Source organism: Stenotrophomonas sp. JAI102, assembly GCF_013409105.1.
GTDB classification, from domain to species: domain Bacteria; phylum Pseudomonadota; class Gammaproteobacteria; order Xanthomonadales; family Xanthomonadaceae; genus Stenotrophomonas; species Stenotrophomonas maltophilia_AA.
The window spans coordinates 690,369-707,804 of record NZ_JACCCI010000002.1 but is presented as its reverse complement, the minus strand read 5'-3'; the positions used below and the strand labels follow the sequence as shown (position 1 = coordinate 707,804).

10 protein-coding genes and 1 riboswitch are annotated in these 17,436 nt (G+C 65.9%); of the genes, 4 read left to right on the top strand and 6 right to left on the bottom strand.

What is annotated here, in order from left to right; translation table 11 throughout:
* Positions 1-114: 114 nt before the first annotated feature.
* The 5 genes from HDC96_RS11745 to thiC form a co-directional block, all read right to left on the bottom strand.
* Positions 115-2,979: a TonB-dependent receptor gene (locus HDC96_RS11745; RefSeq protein WP_179460131.1), complete on the bottom strand. Its 2,865-nt coding sequence runs from the start codon at positions 2,977-2,979 to the stop codon at positions 115-117.
* 68 nt (positions 2,980-3,047) lie between these two features.
* Positions 3,048-3,929: a helix-turn-helix transcriptional regulator gene (locus HDC96_RS11740; protein WP_179460130.1), complete on the bottom strand. Its 882-nt coding sequence runs from the start codon at positions 3,927-3,929 to the stop codon at positions 3,048-3,050.
* Between the two features lie 114 nt (positions 3,930-4,043).
* Entirely contained in the window at positions 4,044-6,377 is a 2,334-nt protein-coding gene (locus HDC96_RS11735; protein WP_179460129.1) for a winged helix-turn-helix domain-containing protein, read from the bottom strand.
* Positions 6,378-6,627: 250 nt separating this feature from the next.
* Positions 6,628-7,305, bottom strand: a complete 678-nt coding sequence (locus HDC96_RS11730; RefSeq protein WP_179460128.1) for an ion channel — start codon at positions 7,303-7,305, stop codon at positions 6,628-6,630.
* Positions 7,306-7,402: 97 nt separating this feature from the next.
* Complete coding sequence (gene thiC, locus HDC96_RS11725; protein WP_179460127.1) at positions 7,403-9,280, bottom strand: phosphomethylpyrimidine synthase ThiC; 1,878 nt, start codon at positions 9,278-9,280, stop codon at positions 7,403-7,405.
* 141 nt (positions 9,281-9,421) lie between these two features.
* Positions 9,422-9,523, bottom strand: a riboswitch (TPP riboswitch).
* 291 nt (positions 9,524-9,814) lie between these two features.
* On the opposite strand from thiC, the gene HDC96_RS11720 reads away from it, so the two are divergent.
* Positions 9,815-11,383, top strand: coding sequence for a BCCT family transporter (locus HDC96_RS11720; protein WP_179460126.1), 1,569 nt, complete (start codon positions 9,815-9,817; stop codon positions 11,381-11,383).
* A gap of 669 nt (positions 11,384-12,052) precedes the next feature.
* On the opposite strand, the gene ggt is transcribed toward HDC96_RS11720, so the two are convergent.
* Positions 12,053-13,771 carry a gamma-glutamyltransferase gene (gene ggt, locus HDC96_RS11715; RefSeq protein WP_179460125.1) on the bottom strand — a complete coding sequence of 573 codons (1,719 nt, stop codon included), beginning with the start codon at positions 13,769-13,771 and terminating at the stop codon, positions 12,053-12,055.
* 653 nt (positions 13,772-14,424) lie between these two features.
* On the opposite strand from ggt, the gene ilvC reads away from it, so the two are divergent.
* Genes ilvC through HDC96_RS11700 form a run of 3 tightly spaced genes read left to right on the top strand, consistent with a single transcriptional unit; the run spans position 14,425 to position 17,411 of the window.
* On the top strand, positions 14,425-15,399 hold the full coding sequence (gene ilvC / locus HDC96_RS11710) for a ketol-acid reductoisomerase (protein ID WP_070473592.1): 975 nt from the start codon (positions 14,425-14,427) through the stop codon (positions 15,397-15,399).
* A gap of 40 nt (positions 15,400-15,439) precedes the next feature.
* Positions 15,440-17,173, top strand: coding sequence for an acetolactate synthase 2 catalytic subunit (ilvG, locus tag HDC96_RS11705; RefSeq protein WP_179460124.1), 1,734 nt, complete (start codon positions 15,440-15,442; stop codon positions 17,171-17,173).
* A complete protein-coding gene (locus tag HDC96_RS11700; protein WP_019183810.1) occupies positions 17,157-17,411 on the top strand; it encodes an ACT domain-containing protein in 255 nt (84 codons plus the stop codon). The genes ilvG and HDC96_RS11700 overlap by 17 nt, the downstream gene beginning before the upstream one ends.
* The last annotated feature ends 25 nt before the right edge of the window (positions 17,412-17,436 follow it).

The following is a 17,436-nucleotide window of genomic DNA, read 5'->3' as shown; positions in this document are numbered from 1 at the left end:
GAAACGTGAGGCGGATCACCCTTCGCTGAAACTCAGATTTTCCTTACCCCACAATGCAAAGAGGGCGGACCTTGCGGTCCACCCTCCTTTTTTTTGCACCAATGCTTCGATGGATCAGAAGCGCTGGGTGTACTTCATGTACAGGAAGCGACCGATGTCGAAGCCGCCGTAGTAGGCGAAGCTCGAGTTCGGCTGCGTGAACATGATCGGGCCCTGCTTGTCGAACACGTTGTTCGCACCCAGCGCGATCGTGGCATCCCACGGCGCGTTGTAGCTGACCTGCAGGTCGTGGAACGTGTTCGAACCCGTCTTGCGGACCGGCATTGCATCGCCGTTGACGTAACGGTCCGGCAGGGTGCACGGACGTGCAGCGACGCAGTCTTCCTTCATGCCCGAGTAGTAACGGGCCATGTAGGACACGCCGAAATCGCCACGCGACCAGGTGATGCCGACGTTGGAACGGACGCGGAACAGGCCGGCGTCGCCAACCTTGCCTTCCATGACCGTGTTGCCTTCACCGTTCTGGGTTTCTTCGTCGTACTTGGACAGGTAGCTGGTCTGCCAATCGATGGCGAACTGACCGATCGACAGTTCCGGCAGGCGGTACTTGATGCCCAGGTCGTAGCCTTCGGTCTCCATGCGGCCCAGGTTGGCCAGGCCGTAGGTCATCGAGTTGATGTGACCATCGGCTGCACGGGTATGGCTGGCGCAACGCGATGCGTCACCGGCCACGTAGCACTCGCGCAGGATACGGTCGACGCTGTCAGCGATGATCATGTCGCTGATTTCGTACTTGTACCAATCCAGCGAGATGTCCAGGCCCTGCACCCAACGCGGGCTCCAGACCATGCCGAAGGTGGTGCTCTTCGAGGTTTCCGGCTTCAGGTTTTCGTTGGAGCCGGAGATGAACTGGTCCGGCGTCGCGCACGGGGTCGCGGTGCACGGGGTCAGGCCCTGGCCCACCTGGGTGTAGCCCACCGGCACGCCAGCAGCAGAGCACGAGGCGTTGCCGTTGACGCTGCCCGGCGCGGTGATGCCGCACGGATCGGTGTACGACTCGAAGCTGCTGTTCAGGCCGCCGTAGAGATCGTTGATCGACGGAGCACGGAAGCCCTGAGCGTAGGTACCACGCACCAGCAGTTCATCCAGCGGACGCCAGGTGAAGCCGAACTTGGAGTTGATGGTGTCGCCGAAGTTGCTGTAGTCCGAGTAACGGCTTGCAGCGTTCAGGGTCAGTTCCTTGGCGAACGGCAGATCCGACAGGATCGGCACATTCAGTTCCAGGTAGAACTCGTCCAGCTCGTACTTGCCCTGGGTGGTCTGAGCGCCCAGACCGGTCGACTGACCCGACTGCGCGAACGCGTCCGGCGAGAAACGGCCTTCTTCTTCACGGTGCTCCACGCCCATCGCGATACCCACTTCGCCGGCCGGCAGCTCGAACAGCGAGCCGGACAGGTTGGCGGTGTAGCTGGTGGTCTTGGTGTAGCCGGTGTCGGTGAAGTACGGGAACAGGAAGGCCTGCGTGGCCGGATCGGCCAGCGAGCCCTGACCTGCCACGCCGTACGGCAGCAGCGGGTTCCACGGGCGGCAACCGGTGACTGCATCACCCGGCGAGCCGCACTGCGCAACACCATTGCCGTCGATGTAGGAAGCACCCAGCGCCTGGCGAGCCGCGATCAGGCTCATGTCGCCATGGCCGGTCTTGGTCGATTCGTTGCGGTTCCACAGCGCGCCGACGTCCCAATCCCAGGTCTTGCCGCCGAACTCGAAGAAGCCGCTGACGGTCGGCGCAAAGCGCAGGGTCTTCAGCTGGCTTTCGGTGGTACGCGGCATTTCCCACAGGCGACGACGGAAGTCCAGGTCGGTGCCGGTCGGGTTGAACGCACTGTCAGCCGACAGCTTGGTGCCGAAGGCCTGCGACTGGTACGGGTAGCCGGCGATCTGCTGGTCCGTGGTGCGCTCGTTGTAGAGCACGTCCGCGTTGAAGGTGATCGAATCGGTCAGGTCGTAGTTGCCGTTGACGTACACGGACTTACGCTCGATACCGGTCTGAACCATCATCTGCTGGTTGGCATTGACGCGATCAGCCGAGGTTTCGGCGCGGTAGTCGGCACGATTGGTCGGATCGCCACCTTCGCGCAGGGTGAACCAGCGCTGGTCGGCCGAACCGACGTAGCCCGGCTGGCCTTCTTCCAGGTCCGGCGTCAGGCAGGGCTCGCAGAACGCGCCGTTCTGGTTGATCGGGCTGTTGCCCGAGCCCGGGTAGTTCGGACCGGCATTGCCGTCACGGCTGAAGAAGCGATCGCTCGCCCACACCGGATCGGCCTTGTAGTACTCGGCGGCCATGGTGATGCCACCGCGCTCGCCTTCCGAACCCAGGGTGAAGGAGTACTGCTTGGTCGAACCGTCGCCCTTGCCGTACTGGCCGAAGTAGACGCTGGCTTCGCCGCCTTCCACGCGCTTGCGGGTGATCACGTTGACCACGCCGGCGATGGCGTCGGAGCCGTAGATCGACGAGGCGCCGTCCTTCAGGATCTCGATGCGCTCGATGGCGGCCATCGGGATCTGGCTCAGATCCTGCAGGCCCGAGGTGGATGCGCCCAGGCGCTTGCCGTTCATCAGGACCAGCGTACGCTGCGCGCCGAGGTTGCGGATGTCGACGTAGTAGCCGCCCACGTCCTCGCCCGAGGCCAGCGATTCCGAACGCGAGATGGCCGGGGAACCGGCCGAGGTCATGTTCTGCAGCACGTCGGCGACGGAGGTGTAACCCTGCTTTTCCAGGGCTTCACGGGTCATCGTCAGGATCGGCTGCTGGGTCTCCATGTTGGCACCGCGGATGCGCGAGCCGGTGACCGAAATACGGTCCAGGTCAGTGGTGCCGGCAGCAGCTTCCTGCGCCGAGGCAAAGCTCGGCACGAGCGCGAGCGCAATGCCGGCGGGCAGGAGGCCCAGCCGCACTGCAGGAGTACGAAAATTCATTTATCTCTCCGAGGTACGTTAGTAGCGTGTTAAACCGCCTCGGAAAGTTACGATTGCGTTGCAGCTAATTATTTGCGTGATGCAACCAAAGGCTTTGCCGACTCTGGCGACAGGTTCGCACCTGCCTCACGGTAGCGTGACGCAGACAGCCCAAAACGGGCCCGAAACGCCCGTGCGAAGCTGCAGCAGTTGTCAAACCCGCTGGCCGCGGCCACCTCGCCCACCATCATGTCGGTATCACGCAGCAGATCGGCCGCACGCTCCAGGCGCAGGCGCGCCGAGAGCGACTGCGGGCTCTCCGCGTACAGACTCTGGAACGTCTTGGACAGGTACCAGCTGGAGAAGTTGGTGAGCTCGGCCAGTTCACCGATGCGCACCACGCGGTGACTGTTGCCTTCCAGGTAGAGGCGCGCGCGCTGCATGCGTCCGAACACCTGGCGCTTGCGGCTGCGCGAACGGCCCGGGCAACGCTGCACGCCGGTGGCCATGCCCTGCTGCAGTGCCGCCAGGTGCAGCAACGCCGGACGCAGGCCCTGCATCGGCCGGTCGCTGGTCAGTGCGTCACGCCACAGGCGCATCGCCACGCGCATTTCGCCACGCGTCATCGTGCCGCGGCCCGCATAGAGGTTGCAGTCGGCCAGTTCGCCCAGCGCGCGCAGCGCATCCGGCGACAGGCTCAAGCCGATGCACAGGCCATCGCGCCCGGCCTGCACCAACGGCTTGGAGTCCTTCTCGAAGGCGATCCACTCACGTTGGCGCAGACGGAACTTGCCCTCCTTGGATTCCACCCATGCGCTGCCACGCACCTGCATCCAGACCGTGAACGTCGTGCCAGCGGTCTGCAGGCTGCCCAACCGGGCAACGCCCAGGCAGTTCGGCAACGCGCCATCGTCGATGGCCTTGTCCAGGGAAAGAGATTGACCGCGATCGGCCAGGGAGAGCTGACGCATGACTGCACCGTGAGTTTGCCTTTGCTGGCGTGCAGTTTTGCCAAATCAGGCCACTGCCCTCAGGACGTCTTGGCGAGATTGATCCGAATTCGGCACGACAACCTCACGAAGAACTTACGAAGGATCTTTTCCCTTCATAAACAGTGGGTTGGAGAAGGCCGGAAAGAACGACGAGGTCGCTTCGGGCAGGCTCATGATCCCGATGTCGGACCCATCGGCCACGGCAAGGGCGACATACACCGCACTGCCATCCGGGCTTGCGCTGAATCCATTGCCGGTGCCCAGCCGATCCGCGTCCAGGCAGTGCGGGCCGCCGCCCGAGGTCGCGCTGAGGCGGGCGAACACGGTGGCGCAATCGGCGCGGTTGGCCAGGTAGTCGATCTGCCCATTGCCGGAGACGGTCCATGCGCGGTACCGCCAGCGCGAGGGCTGATCGCTGCGCACCTGGCGGATGCTCTGCGGCGTCAGCGCGACATCGGCCGACCACAGGCCACTGGCGGACAAGCGGGTGAACAGCACGCGTTCGCCCGCCACGTCATAGCGTGCCTGGGAGACGCCCTCGATGCTGCCCAGCAAGCGCCAGGGCGTGGTGGTGCGATCAAACAGCGACAGACGCATGCGTTCGTCGCGATCGCGCTCGACCACCAGCAGCTGTTCCGGCCGCTGCCCGTACAGGGCCTGCAGCGGCTGCGCCACCGGCACCGCCAGGCGCACGGTCTGCTCGTCGCGCGGGGACACTTCGAAGATGGCCGGATTGGCGTGTTCATCACGCCCCAGCACCAGCAGATGGCGGGCGTCGCGCGACCAGTCCGGAATCTGGCGGGTTTCCGGGCGCAGGCCTTCGATCGGCCGCAGCGATTCAGGCCGCTGCAGGTCCGCCCACCACAGCGCATAACTGCCGGAGCGGTTGGAGCTGAAGACCAGCTGCCGGCCATCCGGCGCGATCATGGGCTGTGCATCACGCCCGCCCGAGGCGAACAGCCGTTCGGGCACGCCCGGGCCCTCCGCCCCGATCGGCACTTTGAACAGCCCGAACTGCGCACGGCGGTGCATGAAGGCCAGCATGTTGTTGCTGCGCGACAACGCCGGCGCCTGGGCATCGTCGAGCCCCAGGTCACGCAGCGTGCGCGTGCGCGTATCCAGTTCATACAGGCGCGCTTCGCTGTCCACGCGGCGGCCGAACACGATGTGGCGGCTGTCGCTGCGCCAGGCCCAGCCGCGGATTTCCGCCGAATCGTTGGTGAGCTGTTCCGGCGTTCCGCCCTCGGCCGGAATCCGCCACAGATCGCCAACCTGCGGATTGCGCACGAACACGATCCAGCGGCCGTCGGGCGAATAGCGCGGCGCGTATTCGAAGCTGTCCGCATCGATCGTGTAGTCGAGCGCGGTCCAGCTCCCGCTGGCGATGTTCAGGGTCCGGATGCCGCGATGCGCGTACTTGCCCGACAGTGAGCCGAACAGCAGGCCGCGACCGTCCGGGGTCCAGTCGAAGCTGAGCAACTCGGTGCCATCGCAGCGGGTGACATGACGCAGGGCACCGCCGGTGGCGCTCGAGATGATGACCTCGCAACTGCCGTCCGGACCGAACCGCGCGAAGGCGATGTCGCGCCCGTTGGGCGACCAGTTCGGGAACCGGTCGGAGTACGTGGCCGGCGTATCCATCAGGATGCGTGCCGGCGCGTTGCCGGAGGTCTGCACCTTGATGACACTGCCCTGGCGTGCCGGCGTATCAGCCTCGTAGGCGACCTGCGAACCATCCGGGGACAGCGTGGGATACGTCTCGAAGCCCGAGGTGGCGGTGATCAGCCGGTACGGCCGCTGCGGGCTGCCGATCACCCGGGTGCCATCCTCGATCGCGGCGTCCACCGCGGTGGCGGGTCGTTCGCGCTGTACCAGCAGGGCGGCCATGACCAGCAGGGCGATCAACATCGCCACGCCGATGGCGAGCAGGATGTAGCGCCGGGTGCGGCGCCACTGCCGGCGCAGCGGGCCGTCAACGCGCCTGCGCGACGGCGCGGTGGCCGGAGGCAGCAGCGTGGCGTCATCCAGCGCCTCGGGGTCGACGCCGTCCACCGCCGCCAGGCCCCGCACGTCCTCGACCGCACTCACGGGCACGAGCAGGCGATAGCCGGTCTTGGCGATGGTTTCGATATAGGCCGTACCGGCTTCTTCGTCGGTGGCAAAGGCCTTGCGCAGCTGGGTGACGGCCTGGGTCAGCACGTCGTTGGTGGGCAGCGTATCCGGCCAGACCTCGGCGAACAGTTCGTCGCGGGTCACCACGGCGCCCGGTGAGCGCATCAATGCCTTCAATACGCCCAGCGCCTTGGGCGTCAACCGGCGCGGGCGACGCACGCCCACCACCATCACTTCCCGCGAGGAAAGAATGACGGTGCAATCGCCGATTCGAACTACATCGGCTGACGGTCGCTCACTGTCGTTGATGATCATTCCGGTGACACGAGTGAATGCAGGACTACGGGAACGCAGCATTCATCACAATCGACAACGACCGAACGAACCGCCAGATTCCGCACAAGGCATCAGCGCAAAGCGCAAAAACACTGAAGCGCGCGAATACTAGCCTATGTGGGTTAACCGCACCTGTGCGTGTGGCCAACACCAGGCTCTCTCTCGCCGACGAATCCACATAAATCGATTCAGCATTCGCGCCTTCGGGCGCGAATTTTTTATGCGCGATTCAGCTTTGTATGCGACGTATCATCGTGAGTCCGACCAAGCGCGACACCACCAGCGCTACGTACATCACACCGGCGAACTGTTCCAGCATCACCAGCGCCCGTGCCTGCGCATGGATCGGCACCACGTCGCTCAGTCCGACGCCGGACAGCAAGCTGAAGCTCAGATAAAGCAACTCCATCCAGGTGCGCAGTTCGCTCTCGCTGGTTGCCATGAAACTGCCTGGGTACCACTGCTGGCACACCGCGAACGCGAAGGCGAATGCCCAGGCCAACAGCGTGAAGGTGGCCCCTGCGGCGAACAGCTCGTCACGGGTGACCTTGTGGTCCTGCAGCATGTAGGCGATCAGGCTGCCGGCGGTATAGAAGTACAGCAGGCATTCGAGCAGCTGGGCGGTGGTGGCCAGCGCCGGACGCCCCAACAGCGCGCCCGAGATCGAGAACACCACCGAGGGGATCGCCAGCACCAGCGCCACCCACATTCCCAACGGGCTGCGGCGTACCACCCACAGGGCCAGACCGAGCACCGCGATCCCGAACGCACCGAACAGCGCGCGGCTGGCGCCGGCCTCGTCCATCGCCGGGTACAGCAGCACGCCCAGCAGTTGCACCGCCAGCAGCCACGCCGAGGGATGCCGGCGCGCGATCGCCAACCATTTGGTGCTGCGTGCTATCGCCATCGTTGTCCCCGCCCCTGCCTGGTCGCGCCGAGCTTAGCCGGAATCGCGCGGGCACTGGATGATGGCCGGGGCGGCGGGCACCGCCCCGGCCACTGCCTCACTCCTGGCGATACACCTCGGCGCCCAGATCGCGGAACTGGGCGGACTTCTCCGCCATGCCGGCTTCCAGCGCCTGGTGCGTATCCAACCCCTGCCCCGCCGCATAGTCGCGCACGTCCTGGGTGATCTTCATCGAGCAGAAGTGCGGGCCGCACATCGAGCAGAAATGGGCGAGCTTGTGCGCATCCTTGGGCAGCGTCTCGTCGTGGAATTCCTTGGCCTTCTCCGGATCCAGCCCAAGGTGGAACTGGTCCTCCCAGCGGAACTCGAAACGCGCCTTGCTCAGTGCGTTGTCGCGCACCTGCGCGCCGGGATGGCCCTTGGCCAGATCCGAGGCGTGCGCGGCAATGCGGTAGGCCATGATGCCGTCGCGCACGTCCTGGCGGTTGGGCAGGCCGAGGTGTTCCTTCGGCGTCACGTAGCAGAGCATGGCGGTGCCGTACCAGCCGATCATCGCCGCGCCGATCGCGCTGGTGATGTGGTCGTAGCCCGGCGCGATATCCGTGGTCAGTGGGCCGAGCGTGTAGAACGGCGCTTCACCGCACTCGCGCAGCTGTTTGTCCATGTTTTCCTTGATCAGCTGCATCGGCACGTGGCCGGGGCCTTCGATCATGGTCTGCACGTCATGCTTCCACGCGATCCTGGTCAGCTCGCCCAGGGTTTCCAGTTCGCCGAACTGCGCGGCATCGTTGGCATCGGCGATGCAGCCCGGGCGCAGCCCGTCGCCCAGCGAGAAGGTCACGTCGTAGGCCTTCATGATCTCGCAGATGTCCTCGAAGTGCGTGTAGAGGAAGTTCTCCTTGTGATGTGCCAGGCACCACTTGGCCATGATCGAGCCACCGCGCGAGACGATGCCGGTCACGCGCTTGGCGGTCAGCGGCACGTAACGCAGCAGCACGCCGGCGTGGATGGTGAAGTAATCCACGCCCTGCTCGGCCTGCTCGATCAGGGTGTCGCGGAAGATCGCCCAGTTCAGTTCTTCGGCGCGGCCATCGACCTTCTCCAGGGCCTGGTAGATCGGCACGGTACCGATCGCCACCGGCGAGTTGCGCAGGATCCATTCGCGCGTTTCATGGATGTGTTTGCCGGTGGACAGGTCCATTACGGTGTCGCCGCCCCAGCGGATCGCCCAGACCAGCTTCTCCACTTCCTCGGCGATGCCGGAGGACACCGCGCTGTTGCCGATGTTGGCGTTGATCTTGGTAAGGAAGTTGCGGCCGATGATCATCGGCTCGCTTTCCGGGTGGTTGATGTTGTTGGGCAGCACCGCGCGGCCGCGGGCGATCTCGTCACGGACGAATTCGGGCGTGATGATCCTCGGGATCGAGGCGCCGAAGGACTCGCCGGGGTGCTGCTTCAGCAGCGCGGCATCGCGGATCGCGTCCAGGCGCTGGTTCTCGCGGATCGCCACGAACTCCATCTCCGGCGTGATGATGCCGCGGCGTGCGTAGTGCATCTGGGTGACGTTGGCGCCGGCCAACGCGCGTCGCGGTTGCAGGCGCGACGGAAACCGCACCGCGTCGAGCCGGGCATCGGTTTCGCGCGAGCGGCCGAACGCGGAGCTCAGACCCTCCAGCACTTCGGTATCGCCTCGCTCGGCCACCCAGGCGGCGCGCAGCGCAGGCAGGCCGACCGAAAGGTCGATGGCAACACCCGGGTCGGTGTACGGACCGGAGGTGTCGTAGACGGTGACCGGCGCGTTCTCCTCGCCGCCGAACAAGGTGGGCGTGCGGGTCAGCGTGATCTCGCGCATCGGCACCTGCAGATCGCTGCGCGAGCCCTGCACGTGGATCTTGTGCGAGCCGGGAATCGGCCGGGTGACCGATTCGGAGAGTTGCTGGGCCTGTTGCTGCAGGGCGGAGAGCTGTGCGTTCATCGAGGCATCGTCCTAGGTTCAATCCCCGCACAGGGACTGTGCGGTTCTATGCGAGGGACTCGCATGGGAGGGACGAAACGGCGGCGCTCGACGGACGGATTGCGGGCGGTCTCCGGGCGCGGTGGCCCTACGGCGCAATGCATCTGCAGATGCGAAGCTTCCCTACGCCGGTATCAACCGGATCAGGTTCGAAGGGACTGTCTCAACCTTGGCCACTGGGCCGCGGTACCCCCGCTTCGGGCCGAATTAGACCACAAAGGCGAGCGCGAGGGGCACACGGGTGAGGCGCGCACTGGCGGGTACGGGTTGGATGTGAACACAGCGCCGACACCCGATGCACTACCATGCTGCGGCGCGGTATGCGGTGCGATACAGGGGGTGAAATCCCACATCGTGCGCGCACCACGCTCTGCTCGACGCCATTGACGTCCGTACTGACCGGCCTCGACCGGCTTGATCCGCCCCAGTCGTTGCCGCTGTGCCGCTGGAGATTGCAAGCCTCGGCTCGCCCCTACTGATCGGAGACACGCCTTCATGGTGTTCCGCATTTCCATCGCACTGGTCGCACTGCTCGTGCTGATCGCCGGCCTCGCGCCGGGCCCCTTCAACGAGGTCGTCCAGAGCGGCCTGTCCACCATCATCCGCAGTACCGGCTGGCTGTACCTGCTGGTGGTGTTCATCACCCTGTCGTTCCTGATCTACCTGGCCTTCGGCCGCTTCGGTTCACTGCGCATCGGCGGTGAAGATGCCGAACCTGATTTTTCCAATGCGAGCTGGATGTCGATGCTGTTCGCTGCGGGCATGGGCATCGGCCTGGTGTTCTGGGGCGCGGCCGAACCGATCTCGCACTTCGTGAAACCGCCGGAAGGATTGGCACCACAGAGCATGGAAGCGGCGCGCGCGTCGATGCGCTATGCGTTCTTCCATTGGGGCCTGCATCCGTGGGCGATCTATGCCCTGATCGGCCTGGCGATGGCGTGGTTCCAGTTCAACCGCAATGGCCGCGGGCTGATCAGCGATCTACTGCAACCGATCATCGGGGCGCATCACCGTGGCTGGATGGGCACGGTCGTCAACGTCGCTGCGGTGGTGGCCACCGCGATCGGCGTTGCCACCACGCTGGGCTTCGGTACGATCCAGATCGCCGCCGGCCTCGAGCGCGTGTTCGGCCTCCAGTCCACGGTGCCGGTGCAACTGACCATCATCGCGGTGGCATTCGTGCTGTACATGGCCTCCACCACCAGCGGTGTCCACCGCGGTATCAAGTGGCTGTCGAACTTCAATCTCGGCCTGGCGGCCTTGCTGCTGGCGCTGATCCTGGTGCTGGGGCCGACCGGCTTCATCTTCGACACCTTCACCACGACGATCGGTTCGTACCTCAATTCGCTGGTGACGATGAGCCTGCGTATGTCGCCGTTCTCGGGCAGCACCTGGGTGGCGGACTGGACGATCTTCTACTGGGCCTGGTGGATCGCGTGGGCGCCGTTCGTGGGCTCGTTCATCGCGCGCGTGTCGCGAGGGCGCAGCATCCGCGAGTTCGTACTGGGCGTGGTGATCGCACCGAGCGTGCTGGGCTTCCTGTGGTTCTCGGTGTTCGGCGGCACGGCGCTGTGGTCGCAGATTTTCGGCCACGTGGACCTGGCGCAGGCGCTGGGCAATGGTTACGAGACGGTGCTGTTCACGATGTTCGACAGCCTGCCGATGCCCATGATGTTGTCGGTTGTCGCACTGGTGCTGTTGATCATCTTCTTCGTGACCTCGGCCGATTCGGCGGTGCTGGTGCTGGCGACCATGTCGACGGAGGAGGCCGGCGATCCGCCGTTGGCGCGCCGGATGGTGTGGGGCGTGGCGATTGCGTTGATCGCGGGCGTGCTGTTGTTGGCCGGTGGACTCAATGCGCTGCAGGGGATGATCACGATCGCGGCGTTGCCGTTCGCGTTGTTGATGCTGGCGGTGATGTGGTCGTTGTACCGGGTGCTGGACATGGAGCATGCACTGCAGCGGCGCCGCGCGCAGCGTGCGCGGCGATTGATGGACGAGTGGATCGAGCGGGAGATCGCAGCGCAGGAAGAGACGCGCGATGAGGCGGCTCGGGCGCCTTAGGGTGGTCGGGTTGGTCGCTTGGAGCGGCACGCTTCCCGGGCTATCGGTGGGCGGGCCGGGCCGGGTGGGTTGGCGGGACACGCCGTGAATCCCGCTCCGCGGCCCGGCCCAGCCGCTGGCGGCTGGGCGTTCAGTCGCATGCGAGGCAGTGCCTCGCAAGCAATGCGCCTTCACCCCTGGAGGCTCATGTCGCGCCATCCATGGCGCTCATGGTCCCGACAACCCACCCGCCCCGTCCCGCTCACGGTTTCAAGGTGGTGTCGGAGAGAGCTGCCGGGAGAATCTCGGCGCAGCAGCGTGCACCTGACGCGTTGGATCCTGTTTGAGGCAAAGCAGCCACGCATGGCGTGGCTCTACGTCGGATCGTTGCCCGGGAAGAGCAGCCACGCATGGCGTGGGTCTACCGTATCAGCCGTGTGCGCTTTTGCCGTGCGCACCGACCCATTGTGGGTGGGTCGGCCTGGGTGGGTTGGCGGGACCATGAGCCGCATGGATGCGGCGACATGAGCCTCCATGGATGGATTCACGGCGTGTCCCGCAAAGCCACCCAGGCCGGCCCACTACCCGCAGCCCCAAAGCGCAATGCTCTACGCTCTGCCATGCGCTCTGCCATGCGCTCTGCCATGCGCTTCTACCGACCAGCGATCGGCGCTACAGAGCGCGAGAGAATCAGTACCCCGCCGCCTGCCCATCCTTGCGGCTCTCCGAAGCGCCGTAGTACACCCCGGTCTCCGGATCACGCAGGATCGCCTGATACCCGCCGTACGGACCATCCGCGAACACCACCCGGTGGCCCTTGCGCATCAGCGCGCGCACCGTCTCATACGGAAAGCCGGTTTCCAGATTCACCTCGCCCCCGTCGCTCATCGCCGTCGCCTGCCCGGTCGGCTCCGTCGACCCCTCGTGCTGGATACGCGGCGCATCGCCTGCTTCCTGCAGATTCATCCCGAAATCGACCATGTTCATCACGATCTGCGCATGCCCCTGCGGCTGCATCGCACCACCCATCACCCCGAAGCTCATCCACGGCTTGCCATCCTTGGTGACGAAACCCGGGATGATCGTCTGGAACGGCCGCTTGCCCGGGGCATAGCCATTCGGGTGATCCTTCTGCAGCACGAACATCTCGCCGCGGTCCTGCAGGATGAAGCCCAGGCCCGGGGGCGCCATGCCGCTGCCCATGCCGCGGTAATTGGACTGGATCAGCGAGACCATCATGCCGTCCGCATCGGCCACCGTCAGGTAGATCGTGTCGCCCTCCTTCAGCTGCTTCGGCGTGCCCGGCTGCACTTCGCTCAGGGCCTTGTCCATCGAAATCAGTTTGCGGCGCTCGGCGGCGTAGCCCTTGGAAATCAGTCTGTCGACCGGCGCCGGATGGAAGGCCGGGTCGGTGTAGAAGCGCGCACGGTCGGCGAAGGCCAGCTTCTTGGCCTCCACGAACAGGTGCACGTGTTCCGGCGAGCCGAAGGGAATCGTGGAGAAGTCGTAGCCTTCCAGCACGTTGAGGATCTGCAGCGCGGCGATGCCCTGGCTGTTCGGCGGCAGCTCCCACACATCGTAGCCACGGTAATTGCTGCTCACCGGCTCGACCCACTCGCCGTGATGGCTGGCCAGGTCGTCGTAGCTCAGGTAGCCGCCGTTGGCCTTGAAGTAGCTGCCGATGGTGCGGGCGATGTCACCTTTGTAGAAGGCGTCGCGGCCGCCCTGGGCGATCTGCTCGAGGGTGTGCGCCAGGTTCGGGTTCTTCCACAGCTCGCCCTTGCGCGGGGCATGGCCGTCGATCGTGAACTGCTCGGTGAAGCCGGGATACCTGGACAGCCGCGGGACCGAGCGGTCCCAGTAGTAGGCGATGACCTCCGCGACCGGGTGACCTTCGCGGGCGTAGCGGATCGCCGGGGCGAGGTTGTCCGCCATCGGCTTGCGGCCGAAGCGCTCGTGCAGGGCGAACCAGCCGTCGACCGCGCCGGGCACCGAGACCGGCAGCGGGCCGGTGGCCGGGATCTCCTTCAGCCCGCGGCGCTGGAACTCGGCCAGGGTCAGCGACTTCGGCGAGCGGCCCGAGCCGTTGTAACCGTAGAGTTTCTGCGTCCTGGGGTCCCACACGATCGCGAACAGGTCGCCGCCGACGCCGTTGCCGGTCGGCTCCATCAAGCCGAGCGCGGCATTGGCGGCGATCGCGGCATCGACCGCCGAGCCGCCGGACTTCATCACGTCCAGCGCGATCTGGGTGGCCAGCGGCTGGGAGGTGGCGGCCATCGCGTGCGGGGCGATCACCTCCGAGCGGGTGGCGAAGGTGTGGCCGGTGATCCGGTCGGCGGCGATCGCGGCGGCAGGCAGCGTACACAGGACGGCGGCGGCGAGCAGGCCGCGGGCAAGGCGTGAGGACACGGGGTGGTTCCTGATGAGTGGTAGCCCCCCGATGGTGGCGGCAGATGCCTCCGGATGACATCCCACCATGGTCATGCACCGCGGGAAGCAGCCCTCGAATCCGCGCAGTACGGCGCGCCAAAATTTTGAATTCCGGTTCACCCGAACGCTTTCAGCCGCAACCATCCTTGCGCGGCGGGGCCTTGCGGTGGATGCAGGCGAAACCGATGGAAATTGCGTTCCCAGGGTTGACACCGCCAAAAGCCGTGTGGTTTTCTCGATCTCATGTTGCAGCGCACAGCCACCCGCGAATCCACCGAGCACGCCGACCACGGCGCGGCCTCCGTCCATTCGCTTCTCGTCCTCGTACTTATTACCCAACCAACAGGTGCGGGACGGACCGGCGTGTAAGCAAGACTGCCAGGTATCCATCAAAACCCGCACCCGACCAGGTGCGGGTTTTTTCGTTTCAGAGCCCTTCGATTTCCATCCTCCCCCGAGTTGCCTTCCACCATGACCCGCCAGCCCACCTCGAGCCAGCCGATGCCCACCGCCCCCACGGCGGGTGCGTCCGCGTGTGGTCGCGGCCAGGCCGGCGCCCCCCCTTCCCCTGATGGGCCGACGCGTCGCTGACCGTCGGCCCTCTTTTTTCTTGCCTCCAAAGGACCTCCCCCATGAGCACCAACGACCTGCCCCAGATCAAGATCGCTGTTGTCGGCTACGGCAGCCAGGGCCGCGCGCACGCGCTGAATCTGCGTGAATCCGGCTTCGATGTCGTCGTCGGGCTGCGCCCGGGCGGTCCGACCGAGGTCAAGGCCCAGGCCGACGGCTTCACCGTCAAAGCCCCGGCCGAAGCGGTGAAGGACGCCGACCTGGTCGCCGTGCTGACCCCGGACATGGTGCAGAAGAAGCTCTACGAAGACGTGCTCGCGCCGAACATGAAACAGGGGGCGGTGCTGCTGTTCGCGCATGGCCTGAACGTGCATTTCGACATGATCAAACCGCGCGAGGATCTGGACGTGGTGCTGGTCGCACCGAAGGGCCCGGGCGCGCTGGTCCGTCGCGAGTACGAGATCGGCCGCGGCGTGCCGTGCATCTGGGCGGTCTACCAGGACAAGAGCGGCAAGGCCGCCGAGTTCGCCCTGGCCTACGCCGGCGGCCTGGGTGGCGCCCGCGCCAACCTGATCCAGACCACCTTCAAGGAAGAGACCGAAACCGATCTGTTCGGCGAACAGGCGGTGCTGTGCGGCGGTGCCTCGGCCCTGGTGCAGGCCGGTTTCGAAACCCTGGTCGAAGCCGGCTACCAGCCGGAAATCGCTTACTACGAAGTGCTGCACGAACTGAAGCTGATCGTCGACCTGTTCTACGAAGGCGGCATCACCCGCATGCTGGAATTCATCTCCGAGACCGCGCAGTACGGCGACTACGTCAGCGGCCCGCGCGTGATCGACGCCGGCACCAAGGCCCGCATGAAGGACGTGCTGACCGATATCCAGAACGGCACCTTCACCAAGAACTGGGTGGCCGAGTACGAAGCGGGCCTGCCGAACTACAACAAGTTCAAGCAGGCCGACCTGGAGCACCCGATCGAGAAGGTAGGCAAGGAACTGCGCGCCAAGATGGTCTGGCTGCAAAGTCAAGCCGCGTAAAACGCGCGGCTCCCCCACCCGCTTTCGTAAAGGTCACCGCATGAATACCTCCGCACACAGCACCGCGCCCCGCAACGGCGCACGCTGGTTGACGCAGGCCCTGGAAGCCGAGGGCGTGCATACGCTGTTCGGCTATCCGGGCGGCACCATCATGCCGTTCTATGACGCCCTGGTGGATTCCGGGCTGAAGCACATCCTGGTCCGCCACGAGCAGGGCGCGGCCCTGGCCGCCAACGGCTTCGCCCGTGCCAGCGGCCGGGTCGGCGTCTGCGTCGCCACCTCCGGCCCGGGCGCCTCCAACCTGGTCACCGGCATCGCCGACGCGATGCTGGATTCGGTGCCGATGGTCTGCATCACCGGCCAGGTCGCCACCCCGCTGCTGGGCACCGACGCGTTCCAGGAACTGGACGTGTTCGGGCTGACCCTGCCGATCGTCAAGCACAGCTGGCTGGTGCGTCGGGTCGAAGACCTGCCGCAGGTGGTCGCCGATGCGTTCCGGATCGCCCGCGAGGGCCGTCCCGGCCCGGTGCTGATCGATCTGCCCAAGGACGTGCAGGTGGCCGATGCGTCGCACCTGCCCGACCACGTGCCGTCCACCGTGGTCGCACCGCCTGCGCCGCAGGACGAGGCCATCGCGCAGACCATCGCCGCGATCGCCGGGGCAGAGAAGCCGGTGATCTATGCCGGTGGTGGGGTGGCGCTGGGCGATGCGGTGGAGGACTTCCGCGCCTTCGTCGAGGCGACCCGTATGCCGACCGTGCTGACCCTGCGTGGGCTGGGCGCGCTGCCGCCGCAGCATCCGCATTACCTGGGCATGCTGGGCATGCACGGCACCCGCGCAGCCAACATGGCCGTGCAGGAAAGCGATCTGCTGGTCGTGGTCGGCGCACGCTTCGATGACCGCGCGACCGGCAAGTTGAACGAGTTCGCGCCGTTCGCGCGCGTCGTGCACATCGATGCCGATGCGTACGAGATCTCCAAGCTGCGTACTGCCGACATCGCGGTGCCCGGCAATGTCGGCACGGCATTGCGTGCGCTGACCGCCGCCGCCACGGTACCGGCCGCGCAGGACGCCTGGCGCCAGCGCTGCCAGGGCCATCGTGAACGCTTCGCCCCGCGCTACGACGCGCCGGGCAAGCACATCTACGCCCCGGCGCTGCTGAAGCGCCTGAGCGAGCTGGCGCCGAGCGACGCCATCATCGCCTGCGATGTCGGCCAGCATCAGATGTGGGTCGCCCAGCATTGCCGCTTCAACCACCCGCGCAACCACCTGACCAGCGGCGCGCTGGGCACCATGGGCTTCGGCCTGCCGGCGGCGATGGGCGCGCAGTTCGCCTGCCCCGACCGCACCGTGGTGCTGGTCTCCGGCGACGGCAGCTTCATGATGAACGTGCAGGAGCTGGTCACCATCGCCCGCTGCCGCCTGCCGGTGAAGATCGTGCTGCTGGACAACAGCTCGCTGGGCATGGTCCGCCAGTGGCAGGAGCTGTTCTTCGCCGAGCGGTACAGCGAGATCGATCTGTCCGACAACCCGGACTTCGCCGCGCTGGCCCAGGTGTTCGGCATTCCGGCCACGCGCATCGAAGCGCGTGACGATGTCGAAGGTGGCCTGGCCGCGATGCTGGCCCAGCCCGGCCCGGCGCTGCTGCATGTCGCCATCGATGCGCGTGCCAACGTCTGGCCGCTGGTGCCGCCCAACAACGCCAACAGCACGATGCTGGAAAGCAACCCCGCCCATCAGTCCCAGGAGTTCCCCAATGCAATACCGGCTTGACCTGGTGCTGACCCCCGCCGAAGGCGCGCTGCTGCGCGTGATCGGCATGGCCGAACGCCGCGGCTTCGCGCCGCGCGCGATCGCCGGTGCGCCGAATGCCGCCGATGATGGCCGCTGGCACCTGCAGCTGGTGGTGGACAGCACGCGCCCGCCGGAGACGCTGCGCCGCCAGATCGAGAAGATCTACGACTGTGTTTCGGTGCGCATCAGCGCGCTGGAACCGGGAGTATCCGCATGAACGCCCGCACCGTTGCATCGGTGCC